General features: G+C 66.0%; 17 protein-coding genes. 13 read left to right on the forward strand and 4 right to left on the reverse strand.

Annotated features, from left to right (window positions below; genetic code table 11):
- Positions 1-930: 930 nt before the first annotated feature.
- The 4 genes from AM586_RS02000 (at position 931) to AM586_RS02015 (ending at position 5209) form a co-directional block, all read left to right on the forward strand.
- Entirely contained in the window at positions 931-2079 is a 1149-nt protein-coding gene (locus AM586_RS02000) for a glutathione-independent formaldehyde dehydrogenase (RefSeq protein WP_047825385.1), read from the forward strand.
- Between the two features lie 104 nt (positions 2080-2183).
- Positions 2184-3368 carry a zinc-dependent alcohol dehydrogenase gene (locus tag AM586_RS02005; protein WP_047825134.1) on the forward strand — a complete coding sequence of 395 codons (1185 nt, stop codon included), beginning with the start codon at positions 2184-2186 and terminating at the stop codon, positions 3366-3368.
- A gap of 10 nt (positions 3369-3378) precedes the next feature.
- The gene (locus AM586_RS02010; RefSeq protein WP_082439598.1) at positions 3379-3969 is read left to right on the forward strand and encodes a hypothetical protein; all 591 of its coding nucleotides are present in this window, start codon (positions 3379-3381) and stop codon (positions 3967-3969) included.
- A gap of 58 nt (positions 3970-4027) precedes the next feature.
- Positions 4028-5209 carry an NADH:flavin oxidoreductase/NADH oxidase gene (locus AM586_RS02015; RefSeq protein WP_047825135.1) on the forward strand — a complete coding sequence of 394 codons (1182 nt, stop codon included), beginning with the start codon at positions 4028-4030 and terminating at the stop codon, positions 5207-5209.
- 122 nt (positions 5210-5331) lie between these two features.
- On the opposite strand, the gene AM586_RS02020 is transcribed toward AM586_RS02015, so the two are convergent.
- On the reverse strand, positions 5332-6429 hold the full coding sequence (locus AM586_RS02020) for a hypothetical protein (RefSeq protein WP_047825136.1): 1098 nt from the start codon (positions 6427-6429) through the stop codon (positions 5332-5334).
- Between the two features lie 120 nt (positions 6430-6549).
- On the opposite strand from AM586_RS02020, the gene AM586_RS02025 reads away from it, so the two are divergent.
- Entirely contained in the window at positions 6550-6990 is a 441-nt protein-coding gene (locus tag AM586_RS02025; RefSeq protein WP_047825137.1) for a DUF2501 domain-containing protein, read from the forward strand.
- Between the two features lie 8 nt (positions 6991-6998).
- Here the strand turns inward: AM586_RS02025 and AM586_RS02030 are convergent, their stop codons facing one another.
- Positions 6999-8078 (reverse strand): site-specific integrase, encoded by a 1080-nt coding sequence (locus AM586_RS02030; RefSeq protein WP_229411184.1) that lies wholly within the window; start codon positions 8076-8078, stop codon positions 6999-7001.
- Positions 8079-8422: 344 nt separating this feature from the next.
- On the opposite strand from AM586_RS02030, the gene AM586_RS02035 reads away from it, so the two are divergent.
- The 3 genes from AM586_RS02035 to AM586_RS02045 are packed head-to-tail and all read left to right on the forward strand — an operon-like array spanning position 8423 to position 12145.
- Complete coding sequence (locus AM586_RS02035) at positions 8423-8707, forward strand: hypothetical protein (RefSeq protein ID WP_156328210.1); 285 nt, start codon at positions 8423-8425, stop codon at positions 8705-8707.
- A 5-nt stretch (positions 8708-8712) separates the two neighbouring features.
- Complete coding sequence (locus AM586_RS02040; protein ID WP_047825140.1) at positions 8713-10698, forward strand: SDR family oxidoreductase; 1986 nt, start codon at positions 8713-8715, stop codon at positions 10696-10698.
- A gap of 1 nt (position 10699) precedes the next feature.
- Entirely contained in the window at positions 10700-12145 is a 1446-nt protein-coding gene (locus AM586_RS02045) for a wax ester/triacylglycerol synthase family O-acyltransferase (protein WP_047825141.1), read from the forward strand.
- 10 nt (positions 12146-12155) lie between these two features.
- Here AM586_RS02045 and AM586_RS02050 read toward each other — a convergent pair whose 3' ends face one another.
- Positions 12156-12830, reverse strand: coding sequence for a hypothetical protein (locus tag AM586_RS02050; RefSeq protein ID WP_052233952.1), 675 nt, complete (start codon positions 12828-12830; stop codon positions 12156-12158).
- 200 nt (positions 12831-13030) lie between these two features.
- Between AM586_RS02050 and AM586_RS02055 the strand changes: the two genes are divergently transcribed.
- The 5 genes from AM586_RS02055 to AM586_RS02075 are packed head-to-tail and all read left to right on the forward strand — an operon-like array spanning position 13031 to position 17670.
- Complete coding sequence (locus tag AM586_RS02055) at positions 13031-14731, forward strand: AMP-binding protein (protein ID WP_047825142.1); 1701 nt, start codon at positions 13031-13033, stop codon at positions 14729-14731.
- A gap of 43 nt (positions 14732-14774) precedes the next feature.
- On the forward strand, positions 14775-15257 hold the full coding sequence (locus AM586_RS02060) for a phasin family protein (RefSeq protein WP_047825143.1): 483 nt from the start codon (positions 14775-14777) through the stop codon (positions 15255-15257).
- 6 nt (positions 15258-15263) lie between these two features.
- Complete coding sequence (locus AM586_RS02065) at positions 15264-16043, forward strand: hypothetical protein (RefSeq protein ID WP_047825144.1); 780 nt, start codon at positions 15264-15266, stop codon at positions 16041-16043.
- Positions 16044-16070: 27 nt separating this feature from the next.
- Positions 16071-17087 (forward strand): triacylglycerol lipase, encoded by a 1017-nt coding sequence (locus AM586_RS02070; RefSeq protein ID WP_052233954.1) that lies wholly within the window; start codon positions 16071-16073, stop codon positions 17085-17087.
- A 28-nt stretch (positions 17088-17115) separates the two neighbouring features.
- Positions 17116-17670, forward strand: a complete 555-nt coding sequence (locus AM586_RS02075) for a rhomboid family intramembrane serine protease (protein WP_047825389.1) — start codon at positions 17116-17118, stop codon at positions 17668-17670.
- A 7-nt stretch (positions 17671-17677) separates the two neighbouring features.
- Here AM586_RS02075 and AM586_RS02080 read toward each other — a convergent pair whose 3' ends face one another.
- Positions 17678-18118 carry an Hsp20/alpha crystallin family protein gene (locus AM586_RS02080; RefSeq protein WP_047825390.1) on the reverse strand — a complete coding sequence of 147 codons (441 nt, stop codon included), beginning with the start codon at positions 18116-18118 and terminating at the stop codon, positions 17678-17680.
- Positions 18119-18136: the final 18 nt, after the last annotated feature.

An 18136-nucleotide genomic window follows, 5' to 3' on the forward strand; every position in this document is an offset into this window, starting at 1 on the left:
TTTTCAAATCTCCATAGCCGGGCCAATGCCCGATCCGAAATGGCTTCCGTTGGCTCGTTCAATTTGCCCTCACACAAGTTGCCCGATGAAGATGCCGTCGAGAGGATGCCAGCTAACGTCGATGCGCTTATCGCGAAAGTAGGCGCCAGGACATCGATCCTTAAAGCTCCAGGGCCTGGGCGATCCCCGGTTCCGCAGGGTTGCTGACGGAAGATCTGCGAGAGAGTTGCTCGGAAGATCTTGTGCGCACGAATTTTAATCGCCGTAAATATTATCGGTAACGTTGTCGTTTATTAGTCGAATAAAGTATCCGAATAATGCGATTGTTTTAAGCGATGAGCATATCTGGTGGATTTGATGGCAGGCCCGCGATCATATTTCATCAGTAAAGGCCTGGTGCGCTCAAAATCGATAATTTTGCTTGCAAATGATTTCCGTGTCGGTATTTCGCGAGATTCGCGCAGGGTCTTTTAGGAAATTTCCTAAATGATTGGATTATGCTTGCACTGTGAAAGATGCCATTTAAGGGCGGGATTTATCCTACTTGGCCTGCCTCCTTATTCCTATTCCTGTTTAATTCGTCTTCGGACTAGGATCAAATTCTCTTTGCAATCGACGTCAAATGACGAGACCACGCGAGAGTAGGCAGGTTATCTCAAGGAGAATAATTATGGTTTCGAACAATCAAGGCAATAAAGGCAGGAAACGGACCGGAGATGCGGGCAAGCCGTGTTTGCATCGATGGGCCCGTAAAACAAGCTGACATTCCTGAACGATACCCAGCCGGCTGCCGGCCTGGCCAGATGGCTCGGCGGTGGCAGCGGTCCCGCAGGCATTGCCGCGGGCTTCAATGAACCATAGCCAGGTCGCCGTGCCGCGTGCCGTCACGTGGAGGATGGCGCATTGCCTGGCGAGTTACAGGAGATGATGATGAAGGCTGTTGTCTATCGCGGTCCCAACCAGGTTGCCGTCGAAGAGGTGCCCGATCCCAAGATCGAACGTCCGACCGATGCCATCGTCAAGATTACAAGCACCAATATCTGCGGCTCCGACCTGCACATGTACGAGGGACGGACCGATTTCGAGCAGGGACGCGTCTTCGGCCACGAGAACCTCGGCGTGGTCATGGAAGTCGGTCCGGCGGTCGAACGGCTCAAGCCCGGCGACTGGGTCTGCATGCCTTTCAATATCAGCTGCGGCCACTGCAGGAACTGTGAACGCGGGCTGACCAACTACTGCCTGAATGCGAACCAGCCGGGCGTGGCCGGCGGCGCCTTCGGCTTTGCCGACATGGGCCCATGGCAGGGCGGCCAGGCCGAGTACCTGCGCGTGCCCTGGGCCGACTTCATGTGCCTGAAGCTGCCCGATGACGCAGAAGAAAAGCAGTCCGATTACGTGATGTGCGCGGACATCTTCCCGACCGGCTGGCACGCGACCGAACTGGCCGGCATGAAGCCCGGGGACGCCGTGGTCATCTACGGCGCCGGGCCGGTCGGCCTGATGGCCGCGCACTCGGCGATGATCAAGGGGGCCTGCAGCGTGATGGTGGTCGACTGCCATTCCGACCGGCTCAAGCTGGCCGAGTCGATCGGCGCGATCGCGATCGATTATTCGAAAGAGGATCCGGTGCAGCGGGTCATGGACCTGACCCACGGGATGGGTGCGGACGTGGGCTGCGAATGCGTCGGCTACCAGTGCCACGACCATCACCATCACCGCGAGGAGCGTCCCGACCTCACGATGAACAACCTGGTCAACTCCGTCAAGTTCACCGGCGGGATCGGGGTGGTCGGGGTCTTCGTCCCGAAGGATCCGAACGGCCCGGACGAACTCGAGAAACAAGGGAAGATCGCGCTCGACTGGGGCATGCTCTGGTTCAAGGGGCAGCGCGTCGCCACCGGCCAGTGCCCCGTCAAGGCCTACAACCGGCAACTGCGCGACCTGATCCACGCCGGCCGCGCCAAGCCCTCGTTCATCGTTTCCCATCAACTGAGCCTGGCCGAGGCCCCCAACGCCTACAAGCACTTCGACAAGCGCGACCACGGATGGACCAAGGTGATCCTGCACCCGGGTTCCTAGCGGAGCAGGGCGCTCGTCAAGCACGAAAGGCCCGCGCTTCGATGGGGAGCTTCGCCCATGACGGCGGGCGCGGGACTGCCAGGACAATTTTGACAGGAGGTTTTATGCTAGCGACTAACTATCGTGGACCATACCGGATCCGGGCTTCGCAAAAACCGGATCCCGTGATCGAGCACCCGGGCGACGCCATCGTCCGCGTGACACGCGCCTGCATCTGCGGCTCGGACCTGCACCTGTACCACGGCCTGGTGCCCGACACGCGCATCGGGCACACCTTCGGCCATGAATTCGTCGGCATCGTCGAGGAGGTCGGTTCGGCGGTCGAAACGCTCAAGCCGGGCGACCGCGTGCTGGTGCCGTTCAACCTGTTCTGCGGTTCATGCTTCTTCTGCCAGCGCGAGCTGTACAGCAACTGCCACAACACCAATCCCGAGGCGACGGCGGTCGGCGGCATCTACGGTTACTCCCACACCACCGGCGGCTATGACGGCGGCCAGGCCGAGTACGTGCGCGTCCCGATGGCCGACGTGGGGCCATACAAGATCCCCGAAGATATCGTCGACGACGACGCGGTGCTGCTGACGGACGCGCTGCCGACCGGCTACCAGGCTGCGGAGATGGGCGACATCAAGCAGGGCGACACGGTGGTGGTGTTCGGCGCCGGTCCGGTCGGCATCTTTGCCGCCAAGTCGGCCTGGCTGTTCGGCGCCGGCCGCGTCATCGTGGTCGACCATGTCGAGTACCGGCTCGACTTCGTGCGGCGCTACGCCCGCTGCGAGATCATCAATTTCCGCGAAGTGGGCGACGTGGCCCTGCATATCAAGAAGATGACGGACTGGCTGGGCGCGGACGTGTGCATCGATGCCGTCGGCTGCGAGGCCTCGGGCAGCCTGGCCCAGACGATCACCGGGCGCTGGACCATGCTGCAGGCGGGCGCGGCGACCGCGCTGTTCTGGGCCATCAACTCGGTGCGCAAGGCAGGCAACGTGTCGATCGTCGGCGTCTACGGGCCGACCTTCAACGCCGTCCCGATCGGCAACGCGCTGAACAAGGGCATCACGATGCGCATGAACCAGGCCGCCGTGAAGCGCCACGTTCCGCACCTGATCGAGCACATCCGCCAGGGCCACCTGAACCCGAAGGAAATCATCACCCACCGGGTGCCGCTGGAGGAGGTGTCGGACGCATATCACATCTTCTCCAGCAAGTACGACAACTGCATCAAAACCGTTCTGATTCCTCCACGCGCAGGCTCGGCGCGCGCGACGGCGACCAGCGTCATTCACTGAAGGAGCAGCCATGGATACCGTAACCGCCCAGCGCGATCTCGCCGAGCAGCGGCGCCACCCGCATCACCACGGGCACGTCGACTACGAGCGCCAGATCGACTACGACCTGAACCGGCATAGTCCGTCACTTGAAGAATTGCAGCGCATTCCTGGCTGGGGCTCGGATCTCGACAAGAAGAACCGGCCCGCGGTGCCGATGGAGCGCACGCCGCCGCGCTTCATCCACGTGACGGCGGGGCAGCCGGTACAGCAGGCGCAGACTGTCGAAGTGTTCTGCTCGCCGGAGCGGCCGGGCATCACGCCGCTCTTCGGCACGGCCCAGCCGCCCAAGTGGCTCTCGGGCTCGATGCGGCGCCTCGCCTACAAGCTGCCCGAGAACGACCTTCGCCACTGGCTGATGCTGCTTGCCGCCGACCGCGTCAACATGGTCGAAGGCATCGTCGACGACCTGGCGCACGGCCACGTGCCCAATGTGCTCGGGGAGATGGGTATCCGCGCCGAGCTGCGCCACAACCCGGCCGGCCTGGTGCGCAAGGCGCTCATCGCCACTGCGGTGGTGGGTGGAATCCTGGCCCTGCGGAACCGCCGCAGGCATTATTGATCCTGCAACGCCCGGGCTGACCGGGCGCGCCGCTTTTGTTTTCACCCGGAGGCAAACGATGAACTCTCATAGTGGCCAGGCCACTGGGTCGGCCGCCCAGGCATCCCAGGCAGGCATACACGGCGCGACGGCCGGCGCCGCCCACGACCAGGAAGTGCCGGAAGTTGACCTGCTCAGCCCGCTAACTCTGCGCGGCCTCACCATGCGCAATCGCATCGCCATGGCGCCGATGTGCCAGTATTCGGCCGAGGAAGGCATGGCCAACGACTGGCATCTGGTGCACCTGGGCAGCCGTGCGGTGGGCGGTGCCGGGCTGGTCATCGTCGAGGCCACGGGGGTTACCCGGGACGGCCGCATCACGCCGGGCGACCTGGGCATCTGGAGCGACGATCACGTCGAACCCCTGGCGCGCATCGCCCGTTTCGTGAACAGCCAGGGCGCTTGTGCGGGCATCCAGCTTGCGCACGCGGGGCGCAAGGCAAGCACCGCCGCACCCTGGGTGGGCGGCGCGACCCTGAGAACGGCCGAGGAGGGCGGTTGGCCGGTGGTCGCGCCCAGTCCGATTCCGTTCCACCCCAGCGACCCGGCGCCCGTCGCGCTCGACGAAGCCGGCATCGACGGCATCGTCGACGCCTTCGAGGCGGCTGCGCGACGCGCGCTGTCAGCCGGGTTCAAGGTACTCGAGATCCACGCCGCGCATGGCTATCTGCTGCACCAGTTCCTGTCGCCGCACAGTAACCAGCGGGAAGACCGCTACGGCGGCAGCCTGGAGAACCGGATGCGCTTCGCGCTGCGCGTGACCGAACGCGTGCGCGCCGCCGTTCCGGCCGAGCTGCCGCTGTTCGTGCGCATTTCCGCCACCGATTGGGCGGCGGGCGGCTGGGACATCGAGCAGTCGGTCGAACTGTCGCGGCGCCTCAAGGACCTGGGCGCCGATCTGATCGACGTGTCGACCGGCGGCAATCTGCCGACCGCGCGCATTCCCGTCGCCAAGCGCTACCAGGTGCCATGCAGCCGCCGTATCCGCGACGACGCCGGCATCCCGACCGGCACGGTGGGGCTGATCACGGATCCGAAGGAAGCCGACGACATCGTCACCGGCGGCGACGCCGACCTGGTCCTGATCGGGCGCGAACTGCTGCGCGAACCATATTGGGCTCTGAAAGCCCAGCATGCGTTCGAGGAGGAGCCCGATTGGCCGGTGCAATATGGCTATGCGGTGAAGCGGCGGGCAAAATGACGGGGCGCGGATCGCGGCAAGGAAATCAGGGAAACGCCGCCAGGATGCCTGCTGGCCAAAGTGCGCATAATCTATATTATGTCAAATGCGATCCCCATAAACCATCCACCACCGCTCTTTCGCTAAGGCGCGTCACGGTGGTGGGCCAAGGGCGCCGATTCGGCCGGCAAGCCCGCCAGCAGCGCCCGCATGCTTTGCAGCCGTTTTTCGTCGAGCAGGAAGGCGTTCGCAGCGGCGCCCCGCGCCACCAGCTTTTCGTGCAGGCTCAGCCCCGCCCGCGGATCCATGCCGAGCCTGCGCATGTTCTCGAAGGCCCAGCGGTCGGCGCGGTCGAACACGCCCGCCGCCACGTGGCTGACGCCGGTCAGCGAAGCCTTGTCCGCGGCCGAGCGCGCCATCAGGGATGCTGCCTGTCCCGCAAGCTGGGTTGCGGCGACCTGGCTGGTGGCCGAGCTGCCGGCGGATGCGGCGCCGGCGCGCGCCGAGGCGGCGGCGCTGGTGGCGAAGCCGAGCCCGACGACGGAGAGCCACTTCAGGCTGCCGGTGATGAAAGCGTAGGTTTTCATGCGCGCGCCGCCGCGTTCGGACAGGCCCTGCGTCCACAGCACGATCCATTCGGCTTCGTCCGGCGTCAGCGACATCCTGAATACCTCGAGGGGATGCACGGATGCGGTCCAGTGGTAGCGCTCGAGCGCCGGGTCGAGCGGCGGCGCGACCAGCACGTGGCCGCGGCAGAGACGGATCGGTGTAATGACGAGCCGCTCGCCGTTGTCGAGCTTCAGGGCGAATGCCTGGCCACGATCCCGCGCCTGCACCAGCCGCTCCGCCATTTTGATCTTGTTTCGACTGCTGTAACCATCCACTTCGGCGATGACCTCGCCGCCGTGCAGGCCCGACGAGCGGTCCGCCGCGATCACGGTCAGGTTTTCGTCCACGCCCAGCGCCCGCACCCAGGCGACTTTCGTGTCCTCATCGAGGCCATAGCTGGTCATGGCGTCGAATGGCAATTCATACTGATTGTCGCAGCCGCTGTCGGCCATCGCCGCGGAGCGCACGATCGCCGGCCGCATCGCTGCGGCGGCATCGGCGAAATTCTGCATGTCGGCCACCAGCTGGGCGCGCAATGGGCGGCCATCGTCCACGGTCAGCCTTGTCGCGCAGCCGGCCAGGAGCGCAAGGCAAAGGCTGCCCGCCAAGGCCGAAATCGATCCCTTCAGCACATCTCTTCTCCTCCTGCGCCAAGGTAAGCAGTTCGCCAACTTCGGGCAATGGGACCAAAGGCCAATTGCGCAACCCACGGCGCCGTCCCAGCATGGCGGCGAGAACCTGCGGAGGCGGAAATGAAACGTCGGAATTGGCAGATGGCGGGACTGCTGCTGGCGGCCGCGCTGCCGGCGGCGAATGCGGCCGCCCAGCTCGACGAACTGCTGCACAAGGGCGAACATGGCCTCGACATGAAGGGCATGGCCGGCATGGCAGGTTCGCCGCTGAGCTCAGGCAGCATGGGCAATGTGGCCGGTCTGCTGCAGTACTGCATCGGCAATAAGTACCTGAGCGGCGGGGGTGCGGAGTCGGTCAAGGACCAGCTGATGGCGAAGCTGCCCGGCGGCGCCGACACCGAGGACCGCGGCTACAGTGACGGCCAGAAGGGACTGCTGCACGGGAGCAAGGGCAAGCTCCTGGACCTGGGCAGCGGCGGCGGTTTGACGGCCGAGGTCACCAAAAAGGCCTGCGACACGGTCCTGGCCCAGGCCAAGTCCTTCCTGCAGGCAGGCCCGTAGCGCCAGGGCTAGAGGATGCCGTTCCCGTTCGCCGAGCGGATGATCTCGTCGTGCCGCTCGTTGTCGGTCTTGTGCAGATAGGCCGCCGTGGTGGCGATATTCGCGTGTCCGGCCGTGTCCTGCAGGGTCTTCAGTTGCACGCCGTTGTTCGCATGGTTGGTCAGCATGCTGTGGCGCAGCCAGTGCGCCGAGGCCTGGCGCAGGGTCGCGGCGGTGTCCTGGTCGCCCTGGGCATCGGCGGCGCGCGCAGCGTCCGCGAACACCGCCTTGATGGCTTCCGCTGCGGCTTCGTCGGTAATGCGCGCCAGTTCGCGCGAACGGCTCGACAGCACCAGCGGGGTGCGGTCCGTGCGGCTGGATTGCGGCAGCAGTTCGAAGGCCTGGCGGTAGGATTGAAAGGCTTCCAGCATGTCCGGCGGCACCGGCAGGCGGCGCGGTTTATTGCCCTTGCCGAGGACGTCCAGCCACCAGCGGCCATTGCCTTCGGTGTAGATCGAGCCCATCGAGGCGCTGACGATCTCGTTCAGGCGGGCGCCCGTGTGCGCGAAGGCGATCAGCAGGAAACGGTCGCGGGCGCGGCGTCGGAACGCCGCCGGGGTGTCGGCCGGGCGTGCGGAAACGGTCTGCAGCGCGAGCGCAATGGCATTCTGGGTCAGGTAGCGTGTGATCCGGCTCGCGGACGGCGCCCGGACATTGCGCACCAGCGCGCCCGGATTGCGGCGCAGGTAGCCGGTCTGTTCGGCGAAGCCCATCAGGCCCTTCACGGCGATCATGGCCTGGCGCCGGCTCGGGTCGGACAGCGGCCCGGTGAACGGCCGGTAGCGCGGGTCGCTGCGCGGCCATTTGGTCCTGGAGATCCATTCCGGCGGCGGATTCTTGAGGAAGTCCTTGTAGGCGTTGAGATCGGCGACGTTCAGCTGGACCAGTGTTTTCCTTGCCTCTTCACGGCACCAGGTCAGGAAACGGTAGAGTTCCTTCTGCGAGTTCTGGATCGATTTGGCGCTCAGCTCGCCGTGTGCAATGAATTCGCGGGCGAGTTCGATGTCGGTAGTGGCTTCGGTGATCGCATCGTCGGCAAGGCGGTACATCTTCACGTGCGCGCGACCGCTCGGGCTGCTTGTGATCTCCTCCGGTGCTGACGGACCCAGGTCGATTGGCGTAAAGTTTGGCATTGCTCGGGCTGGAACGAGTGAAAAGGGCTGTATCTATGTACAGTATAGCATTTTGCCTGTCCGGATATTGAACTCGACAATATATTTGGTAATGTCGAGTTAAGGATAGCGGTGTTTCGCGCGGGCGGCCGATCGCCCACTCGTGGCGAATCGACGACACAGCCGTCCGAAATCCTGTGCAGTACGAACGCATGCCGGCGACGAGGCGTAGGATGAAGGACATTGCCGCATCCTCTACCCCGACCGTGGTCGAGACCAACATGACCGCAATACGTCTGCTCATGCCAGGCCTGGCGTTCGCCGCCAGCCCTCCCCTGGCCGCGCCGGACTACACGATCCGGAATGCGCTTACCGGTACCGACATCCGCCCGGTCGCGTTCGGCAACGGCGGCGACTTCGTCTTCCAGGACATCGATCCCGCTGCGGGCCGTGTGCTGGCGAATGCCGGCGACATCCCGGTGCTGGCACCCCTACCCGCGCCCCGGGCCAGGCTCATGCCGGCGCGCGGGATCGCCCTGCTCCTGCTGCGCGCTCGCCGAGGATAGTCGCCATGTATTACTTCGTCACCGGGGCCACCGGGTTCATCGGCAAGCGACTGGTCAGGAAACTCCTGGCCTCGCCCGACAATGTGGTCTGCTTCCTCCTGCGGGACAGCAGTCGTTCGAAGCTGCCGGGATTACTCGACTACTGGAGCAGCGATGCCGCGCATGCCATCCCCGTGAGCGGCGACATGCTGCAGGATGGACTCGGCGTGGCCGCCGACCTGCGGGCCGAACTGCTGGGCAAGATCGACCATTTCTTCCACCTGGCGGCCATCTACGACCTGCGGGCCGACCCTGCCGAACTCGCCGCCGCGAACATCGACGGCACCCGCCGCGCACTCGCGCTGGCCGAAGCCCTGCAGGTGCGCCGCTTCCACCACATGAGCTCGATAGCCGTGGCCGGCATGGTCCAGGGCGTCTTTCGCGAGGACATGTTCGACGAAGCGGCATGTCTCGACCACCCCTATTTCGCCACCAAGCATGCGGCCGAAGCGATCGTACGCGGCTGCCGCGCCCTGCCCTGGCGAATCTACCGGCCAGGGCTGGTCGTGGGAGACTCGCACACCGGCGAGACCGACAAGGCGGACGGCCCCTACTATTTTTTCAAGGCGATCCAGCGCATCCGGGGACTCCTGCCGCCCTGGTGTCCGGCGATCGGCATCGAGGGCGGGCGCATCAACATCGTGCCGGTGGACTACGTGGTCGCCGCCGCTCACCATATTGCGCATCTGGAGGGGCTCGATGGCCAGTGCTTCCACCTGACCGACCCGGACACCAGGCGCGTCGGTGAAATCCTGAGCATCTTCGCCCGCGCCGCCCATGCGCCGCCGATGAGCCTGCGTGTCAACGTTGCGATGCTCAAGCTCCTGCCCGACTGGCTGCGCAGGGGCATCGCCGTGCTGCAGCCGGCGCAACGCCTGTACCACACCTTGATGCGCGATCTCGGCCTGCCGGAAGGTATTTTGCATCTGCTTAACTGGCCTACCCGCTTCGACAACAGACAGGCGGCGGCCGCACTGAGTGGGAGCGGGATCGCCTGCCCGCCGCTGGAACAATATGCCAACGCGATATGGGATTACTGGGAGCGCCACCTCGACCCCGCGCTGCTGGCCGGCCGCAGCCTGCCGGACAAGATCGCCGGCAAGGTGGTGCTGGTGACGGGAGGCTCTTCCGGCATCGGCCTGGCAAGCGCGCGCCGTCTGGCCCAGGCCGGCGCCGTGACGCTGATCTGCGGGCGCGATCCGGCGAAGCTTGCCGCCGCACGCGCGCAGGTCCAGGCTTGCGGCGCCGACCTGTCCGTCTACCAGGCCGATCTCGCCGACATGGACCAGTGTGACGAGCTGGTACGGAAGGTGCTCGAGGACCACGGCCATGTCGACGTCCTGATCAACAATGCCGGGCGCTCGATCCGGCGCGCGGTCGATGCAAGCTATGACCGGTTCCACGATTTCCAGCGCCTGATGCAGCTGAACTATTTTGGCGCGCTCCGGGTTTCGCTGGGCCTGCTGCCGACGATGGCGGCGCGCGGCGCCGGTCACGTCATCAACATCTCCTCGATCGGGGTGTTGACCAATGCGCCGCGCTTCTCGGCCTATGTCGCTTCGAAAGCGGCCCTCGAAGCCTGGAGCTATTGTGCTGCGGCGGAGTTCGCCGACACCGGTGTCCGGTTCACGACGATTAACATGCCCCTGGTGCGGACACCCATGATCGCGCCGACTGCGGTGTACCGCGACGCACCCGCGCTGACGCCCGACGAGGCGGCGCAGTTCGTGGTGCGCGCCCTGGTCGAGCAGCCCGCGCGTATCGCCACCGACATCGGCATGCTCGGCCTGGGCGTCCAGGCCGTGGCGCCCCACCTGTCGCAGGTGCTCATGAACACGGCTTACCGCTTGTCTGCCGATATGGACGGCGGCGCCGGCGCCACGCCGTCCGCGGAGCAAGCCTCGGCGCAGCTGCAAGCCCTGCAGCATTTGTTGCGCGGCGTGCATTTGTGACATGAATGCCGGCGCCGACCAGAAGGAAATGCTGGCCGCGGTCGACGCCGCGTGGCTGAGGATGGACCGGCCCTGCAATCTGATGATGATCTGCGGGATGCTGCTGCTGGACGCGGCGGTCGACCTTCCGGCGCTCCGGGCGCTGGTCCGGGACCACATGCTGTGCTTCCATCGCTTTCGCCAGCGCGTGGTCGACACCGGCGCCGGGCCGTACTGGGAAACCGACCCCGACTTCGACCTCGACTGGCACGTGCGGCGCGTACCCCTGGCGCCCGGCGGTCCGACGCTGGAAGAACTCACGAGCGAGCTGATCAGCACGGCGCTGGACGCGCGCCGGCCGATGTGGCAATTCCACCTGATCGAGACGGCCGACGCCGGCGCGCTGGTCATGCGTATCCATCACTGCTATGGCGATGGCTTTGCGATGCTGCACCTGCTGGATGCGCTCACCGAGATCGTGCCCGGGCAACGGAAGATGGCCGGCGTCGACCTGGCGCCGGCGCAGCCTGCGCGCAGCGCATGGGAACGCGTGCTGGGCAGCGTGGGCGAAAGCGTCGGCGACGCACTGCGCGAGCTGCGCTCGGTAGCGGGCACGGGCGCCGCACTGCTGGCCGATCGCGGCGCCGCGATCGATGCCGCGCGCAGCGGCGCCGACCTCGTCCGCCAGGCCGCGGTGATCGCCAACATGGCGCCGGACGCGCCGAGCCGGCTCAAGGGCGAGCTGGGCGTGATGAAGCGCGCCGCCTGGACGGACACCATACCGCTGGAAGAATTCAAGGCGGTTGCCGCGATCCTCGGATGTTCGGTCAACGACATCCTCATGGCCTGCACGGCCGGGGCACTGCGGGCCTACCTTGACGAGGCGGGCGACCCGATCGGCAGTCTCGACCTGCGCGCACTGGTGCCGGTCAACCTGCGCCCGCCGGGCCCGCTGACCGAATTGGGCAACCACTTCGGCCTCGTCTTTCTCGACCTGCCCGTCGGGATCGACGATCCCGTGCAGCGCGCGCTCGAGGCACACCTCCGCATGGAGTCGCTGAAGCAATCCAGGCAGCCCCTGGTCGCGTTCGGCATCCTCGCTGCGATGGGGGTGTCGCCGGCATTCCTGCGCGAGCGGATCCTGGAGGCGCTGGCGGCCAATGCCAGCGTGGTCGTCACCAACGTGCGCGGCGCCGCCGAGCCGCGTTACCTGGCCGGCCGGCGCATCATGCAGGAGATGTTCTGGGTGCCGCAGTCGGGCGGCATCGGCATCGGCATCAGCCTGCTCAGCTATGCCGGCCAGGTCAGCATCGGCGTGGTCGCGGACGCGCGCCGGGTGCCCGATCCGGCAGCCATCCCGCGACTGTTCGCAGCGCAGTTCGAAGCCTTGCTGTTATCGGCATTGATGCTGCCCTGGCCGGGCCAGCCGGGCGCCCTGGCGTCCCGCCGGCCGCGCAACCATCGGTAGCGCTTCCCGGCTAATGGCGCGCGGTGCCGCCCTGGCCGTGGCGCCCGGGCTGCGGCAAGCCCGCCCCGCCCGCGTGGCTGGCGCCGGTAATGCCGACCAGCACCTCGCGAACCGTTCCCACCGCCATATTGCTGATATCGCCGGCTGCCGAGATCGCGCCCTCGGCGGCGCGCGCGCCAATCCTGCCGGCGTCGCCGCCCGTCTCGCCGACCGCATCGAGGATGCCGGCGATGGCCTGGCGGGCGATCGTGCCCAGGTCCGCGCCGAGTGCGGCGCCGGCCATGATCAAGGCGCGCATCGTGTCGAACGAGGCCAGGACGATGTCGCCGCCGACGTCGTGCACGCCGGCGACTATGCCTTTCGAGACGCCGCGCACGCTCATCGTGAGTCCCGTGCCGACATGCTCGCTTGCGGCGAGGGCGCCGCGGACCACTTGCTCGATGACGGCCGTCAGCCCGGCCGCCGCGCCGCCCCCGATCCCGAGCGTGTCGGCGACGGTCTTGCGCGCGAGCGCGGCAATCTGCGCCTCGACGGTCTCGAGCGCCGTCAGGCTGGCGGCGACGCCCTGCTGGACCGCATGTCCTGCGTGTTCGGCCGCCGCCTGGCCATTGCCGCTTTGTGCCTCGCCGGATTTGGCGGCGACCTCATCCCGTGCGCCCGGTTTCGTGGTATGCCTGGTCATCATGTCAGCTCCTCATCGAATGGTGGTGGAAATCCTGAGGGTCGACCATCAATGTAGTGTACCGGCGGCGCGCCCCCTAAGGTTTGCTTGACGCGAATTTGACTTAGATCAGAAACCGTAAGACGATTATTCAGTCTTTCTTAATGTGTGCCGTACGATAAGGTGATGCAAGGTAGCGAGCGCCTTTTCCAGCGAGGCCGGCAATGGAACAGATCTGGCTCACCAGTTATCCCGAGGGCGTCGCGGCGCAGGCGGACGTCGATGCCTTTCCTTCACTGAACGGCTTGTTCGACTGGATCTGCCGCCGTTTCGCCGGCCGGCCGGCGTTCGTCAACCAGGGCGCCTCCCTGAGCTGGGACCGGCTGGATGCCTTGACGCGCGATTTCGCCGCCTACCTGCAGGGCGTGGCCGGACTGGGCAAGGGTGACAGGATCGCCATCATGCTGCCGAACCTGTTGCAGTACCCCGTCGTGCTGTTCGGCGCCCTGCGCGCCGGCTGTACCGTGGTCAACGTCAATCCGCAGTACACGGCGCGCGAGCTGCAGCACCAACTGGCGGACAGCGGTAGCGCCGCGATCGTCGTGCTGGACAATTTTGCGCATGTCCTCGAGCAGGTCCTGCCCTCCACGACAGTGCGGCACGTGATCGTCACCCGGGTAGGTGAAATGCTGCATTTCCCCAAAGGGCAAATCGTCGACCTGGTGGTGAAGCACGTGCGGCACATGGTGCCGGCGTGGCACATCGGCACGGCGCAAGGGCTTTCCGACGTGCTCGCGCGGGGTGCGGCGCTGGCGCTGGCCCCGGTCGAGGTGACGCCGGCCGACATCGCCTTCCTGCAATATACGGGCGGCACGACCGGGGTTCCGAAAGGAGCCATACTGACCCATGCGAACATGGTCGCGAACATCCAGCAGACCGCCACCTGGGTCGTCGGCACGCTGGAGGAAGGCGGCGAGACGGCGATCGTTCCGCTGCCGCTGTACCACGTGTTCGCACTGACCGCCACCCTCACCTTCTGCCGCCTCGGCGCCGCGATCGTGCTGATCACCGACCCGCGCGACATGCCCGCATTCATGCGCGAGCTGAAGCATCAGCGCTTCACGGTCATCATCGGCGTCAACACCTTGTTCAATGCCCTGCTCGACCGGCCTGAGCTGAAGAAGGTCCACATGGACGGCGTGAAGCTGGTCGTTGCCGGCGGCATGGCGGTCCAGCGCGCCGTGGCCGAGCGCTGGCAGCAGCAATGCGGCGCCCCTATCCTGGAAGGCTACGGACTGACCGAGGCGTCGCCGATCGTCTGCGCGAATCCCCCGGACATGCGCAGTTTCAGCGGGTCGATCGGCTTGCCCCTGCCTTCCACCGAGGTCGCGATCATGGACGAGCGCGGAGCGGCGCTGGCGCCCGGCGAGCCGGGCGAGATTTGCGTGCGGGGCCCCCAGGTGATGCGCGGCTACTGGAACATGCCCGACGAAACCGCTGCGGTATTCCATCCGGGCGGGTGGTTACGGACCGGCGACGTCGGCGTCATGGACGAGCGAGGCTTCATCAAGCTGATCGACCGCAAGAAGGACGTCATCGTGGTTTCCGGATTCAAGGTGTATCCGAATGAGGTCGAAGACGTGCTCGCCATGCATCCCGGGGTGGCCGAAGCCGCCGCCATCAGGGCGCCCGACCCGCATTCGCAGGAAGTCGTGAAGGCTGTCGTGTACCGGCGCGAACCCGGGCTCGAGGCGGACGAGCTGCTCGCCTATTGCAGGCTGCACCTGACGGCCTACAAAGTACCCAAGTACATCGTGTTCTGGGATCATCCGCTGCCGAAATCTCCGATCGGCAAGATCCTGCGACGCGTCGTACAGGCGGAAGAACACGCGCGGGAAGCTGTTGTCGCCGAAGTCGGCCGATAGCGCTTCCGGGCACATCGAGCGTCACTGGACGTGGGAGAACGGGATGGCAATGAAGTCGAGTGGGAAGGCGAGCGGGCCGGACGGCATCGCCGAGGCGGTGGCCGCGTCGGCCCAGCAGATCTGGCAGGCCGGGCTGGGCGCCTACGCCAAGGCGCAACAGGACGGCGGTGCGCTGTTCGACAGCCTGGTGCGCGAGGGCGCGGAACTGCACAGGCTGACCCAACAGTTTGTCGGCGATCCGGCACCTGGCCTGGGAGGCAAGGTCGGCCGACTGGCGGAAAGCGTCGGCCGGCAAGCCAGCGGGTCATGGAAGACGATCGAAAAGATCTTCGAGGAGCGGGTGGCGCGTTCCCTGCGCGGCCTGGGGGTGCCGTCGCGCGACGAGGTGGAAGCCCTGCGGCGCGACATCGCTGCGCTCAGGGCCGCCATCGAAACCGACGGCCAGGCGGTACCAAAGCCCCCGAAGCGCCCGGCCACGAAGCGCGCGACCAGGTCCGCCGGCGCAAAACCGCAGGATATCGGATGAATCGACATGGCCTGGGCACGATTTCCCTATCCGGACCAGCGTTTCCATTATTCCGCCGCCGGCCTGAAGGAAGCCTGGCGCGGATTGCATGCGGGCGACGCCGAACCATGGCCGCGCGGCGCCGCGCTGGTGGAGGCCTGGATCGCCTTCCATGCGGGCGACTTCGAACAGGCGGCGAAAAAGGGATTGGCGCTCGGCCTGCCCGGCCACGCCGTCGCCAACAAGGCGAGCTGCATGCAGGCGGTGTATCTGGACCGCTCGGCCGATACCAAATGCGAACGCTTGCAGGAAGTGATCCGGCGCTGCGAGCTGCAACAGGCCCAGCAGCCGGAGAAGGCTGCCGCGTTCTACTGGCACGCATATGCGCTGGGCCGCTATGCGCAGGAAATCTCGGTCGTGCAAGCCCTGGCGCAGGGTATTGGCGGCAAAGTCAGGGCCAGTCTCGATGCGACCCTGGCACTGGCGCCGCGCCATGCCGACGCCCATATCGCGCTAGGGGTGTATCACGCCGAGATCATCGACAAGATCGGCGCCGTGATCGCTCGCCTCAGCTACGGCGCGAGCCGGGCGGACGCGATCGCGCATTTCAAGAAGGCATTGAGCCTGAATCCGGCCTCGGCCATCGCCAGGGTCGAGTACGCAAGGGCCCTGTCGATGCTCGACGGGCGTGGCGCCGACGCGGAAGCGGCGGCCCTGCGCCGCGAAGCCGCGGACGCCGAGCCGCACGATGCCATGGAAAGGCTCGATATCGAACGCGCACGGCAGGAGCTTGCAGCACAGGCCTGAGCGCCAGACACCCATACGGAGACCGGTATGATCGCGGACCGCTTTTTCGACGCGGGGCGGCAACGCGCCGGGCTGGTCGCGACCATGTTCGAGTCGACCCGCCAGCGCGATGCCGTGCTGGCGGCACTCAACGGATTGATCGGCGATCAGCTGGCGAATACCGGCAACGTACTGGCGATCCCGATGTGCCTGCGCCAGCGCGGCCAGCCCTTGCCTCTCGAGCGCGTGGCATTGGCGGCGGCGATGCCGGCGCCCGGCGCCAGGCTGGTGGTACTGGTACACGGGCTCTGCTGCAATGATCTGCAATGGCTGCGCCGTAACCACGACCATGGCGTCGCGCTGGCCCGCGATCTCGGCTACGTGCCGCTGTACCTGTACTACAACAGCGGACGCCATGTTTCCACCAATGGCCAGGAGCTCTCGATGCTGCTCGATACCTTGCTCGACGCCTGGCCGGTTTCGGTCGATGAGCTTGCCATACTGGCGCACAGCATGGGCGGGCTGGTGGCGCGCAGCGCCTGCCACTACGCCCGCATGGGAGGGCGTCGCTGGCTGGGACGCCTGAGGCAGATGGTTTTCCTCGGCGTGCCGCACCATGGCGCGCCGCTGGCGCGGCACGGCAACTGGCTTGGCAGCCTCCTGGGAAGCAATCCCCTCACCGCCCCGCTTGCCCGCCTTGGCGAGCTGCGCAGTGCCGGCATCACCGACCTTCGATACGGCAATCTGCTCGACGAGGATTGGCGCGGCCGCAACCGGTTCGCCCACGAAGCCGACACCCGGCGCCACGTGCCCTTGCCGAGGGGGATCAGGTGCTACACGATTGCCGGATCGACCGGAAAACGCCCGACCGACCTGCGTCACCGGCTGCTGGGGGACGGACTGATACCCGTTGACGCTGCGCTGGGCCGGCATGCGGAACGCGCGCGCCAGCTGAACTTTCCGGCTTCTCGCCAGTGGGTGGCGTTCGACACCCACCATCTCGATCTGCTTTGCCGGGTCGAGGTGTACGAAAAAATCCGCGCATGGCTGGGCGAAGCGCACTGAGCGCTTCGATCATCGCAGCATGCCGACGATGTCGACTGTCACCTTTCTCATTCTGGCCAACAGCGCGGCGTATTTGCTGGAGCTGGGCATGGCACCGGAGTTGATGGCCAGTCTGGTCTTGTGGCCGCTGCGCGAGGGCTTCATGCCGTGGCAACTGGTGAGCTATGCCTTCCTGCACGCAGGCCCGGCTCACCTGGCCGTCAACATGTTCGGCCTGTGGATGTTCGGGCGGGATGTGGAAGCCTTGCTGGGCAGGGCAGCGATGTTCAGGCTTTATTTTGCGAGCGTGCTTGGGGCGGCGCTGACGCAACTGCTGGTGGCGGCCGCCAGCGATGTCCCATCCGCGACGCTGGGCGCCTCCGGCGGCGTGTTCGGTGTCCTGCTGGCCTACGCGGTCAGTTTTCCGCGGCGCATTATCGTCCTCTTGTTCCCCCCGATCCCAATGCCGGCCTGGTTGTTCGTCAGCCTGTACGCGGGCCTGGAGCTCACGCTCGGCGTCATGGGATCGGACGCCGGGGTGGCGCATTTTGCGCATCTGGGCGGCATGGCGGGCGCCTTTGTCGTGCTGCGCCGCCAGCGCTGACGAGCCTTCAATGGATTTCGAGACGGTGCGTGCCGGCCTCCGCCTTTTTCGGCAAAGTCAGCTTGAGAACGCCGTTTTCGTAGCGGGCCTCGGCCTTCGGGTCATCGACCGGACATTGCAGTGTGAACGCCCGGTATTGCTGGCCCCAATGACGTTCGCTGCGCACAGTGTTTCCCTTTTTCACCTCGGTGTCCTGTTTGCGCTCAGCCGAAATCACGACCTGGTTGCCGTCGACCTCGACCTTGATGTCCTCCTTGTTCATGCCGGGGATGTCGGCGGTAATGGCATACGCCTGCTCGGTCTCCTCGACGTCGATCCGGATTGCGGGCATGTCCTGGTCCCAATGGGCGGGATGACGGAATTCCCGAAGCAGCTCACCGAAGCCGCGGCGCGGATCAAACGGCATCAGGTCGGCGAAGGGCTCGAAGGGCGTAAGATGATTGGCCATGATCATTTCTCCTCGGAT

Source organism: Massilia sp. WG5 (assembly GCF_001412595.2).
Lineage (GTDB): Bacteria > Pseudomonadota > Gammaproteobacteria > Burkholderiales > Burkholderiaceae_D > Telluria.

What these genes read in the sequence shown, in the direction of transcription:
- AM586_RS02015 (WP_047825135.1), top strand. Translation starts at nt 4,028, where the DNA reads ATGAACTCTCATAGTGGCCAGGCCACTGGGTCGGCCGCCCAGGCATCC.
- AM586_RS02035 (WP_156328210.1), top strand. Translation starts at nt 8,423, where the DNA reads ATGACCGCAATACGTCTGCTCATGCCAGGCCTGGCGTTCGCCGCCAGC.
- AM586_RS02075 (WP_047825389.1), top strand. Translation starts at nt 17,116, where the DNA reads ATGTCGACTGTCACCTTTCTCATTCTGGCCAACAGCGCGGCGTATTTG.
- AM586_RS02055 (WP_047825142.1), top strand. Translation starts at nt 13,031, where the DNA reads ATGGAACAGATCTGGCTCACCAGTTATCCCGAGGGCGTCGCGGCGCAG.
- AM586_RS02030 (WP_229411184.1), bottom strand. Translation starts at nt 8,078, where the DNA reads ATGTACCGCCTTGCCGACGATGCGATCACCGAAGCCACTACCGACATC.
- AM586_RS02010 (WP_082439598.1), top strand. Translation starts at nt 3,379, where the DNA reads ATGGATACCGTAACCGCCCAGCGCGATCTCGCCGAGCAGCGGCGCCAC.
- AM586_RS02000 (WP_047825385.1), top strand. Translation starts at nt 931, where the DNA reads ATGAAGGCTGTTGTCTATCGCGGTCCCAACCAGGTTGCCGTCGAAGAG.
- AM586_RS02045 (WP_047825141.1), top strand. Translation starts at nt 10,700, where the DNA reads ATGAATGCCGGCGCCGACCAGAAGGAAATGCTGGCCGCGGTCGACGCC.
- AM586_RS02005 (WP_047825134.1), top strand. Translation starts at nt 2,184, where the DNA reads ATGCTAGCGACTAACTATCGTGGACCATACCGGATCCGGGCTTCGCAA.
- AM586_RS02070 (WP_052233954.1), top strand. Translation starts at nt 16,071, where the DNA reads ATGATCGCGGACCGCTTTTTCGACGCGGGGCGGCAACGCGCCGGGCTG.
- AM586_RS02080 (WP_047825390.1), bottom strand. Translation starts at nt 18,118, where the DNA reads ATGGCCAATCATCTTACGCCCTTCGAGCCCTTCGCCGACCTGATGCCG.
- AM586_RS02060 (WP_047825143.1), top strand. Translation starts at nt 14,775, where the DNA reads ATGGCAATGAAGTCGAGTGGGAAGGCGAGCGGGCCGGACGGCATCGCC.
- AM586_RS02025 (WP_047825137.1), top strand. Translation starts at nt 6,550, where the DNA reads ATGAAACGTCGGAATTGGCAGATGGCGGGACTGCTGCTGGCGGCCGCG.
- AM586_RS02065 (WP_047825144.1), top strand. Translation starts at nt 15,264, where the DNA reads ATGGCCTGGGCACGATTTCCCTATCCGGACCAGCGTTTCCATTATTCC.
- AM586_RS02050 (WP_052233952.1), bottom strand. Translation starts at nt 12,830, where the DNA reads ATGATGACCAGGCATACCACGAAACCGGGCGCACGGGATGAGGTCGCC.
- AM586_RS02040 (WP_047825140.1), top strand. Translation starts at nt 8,713, where the DNA reads ATGTATTACTTCGTCACCGGGGCCACCGGGTTCATCGGCAAGCGACTG.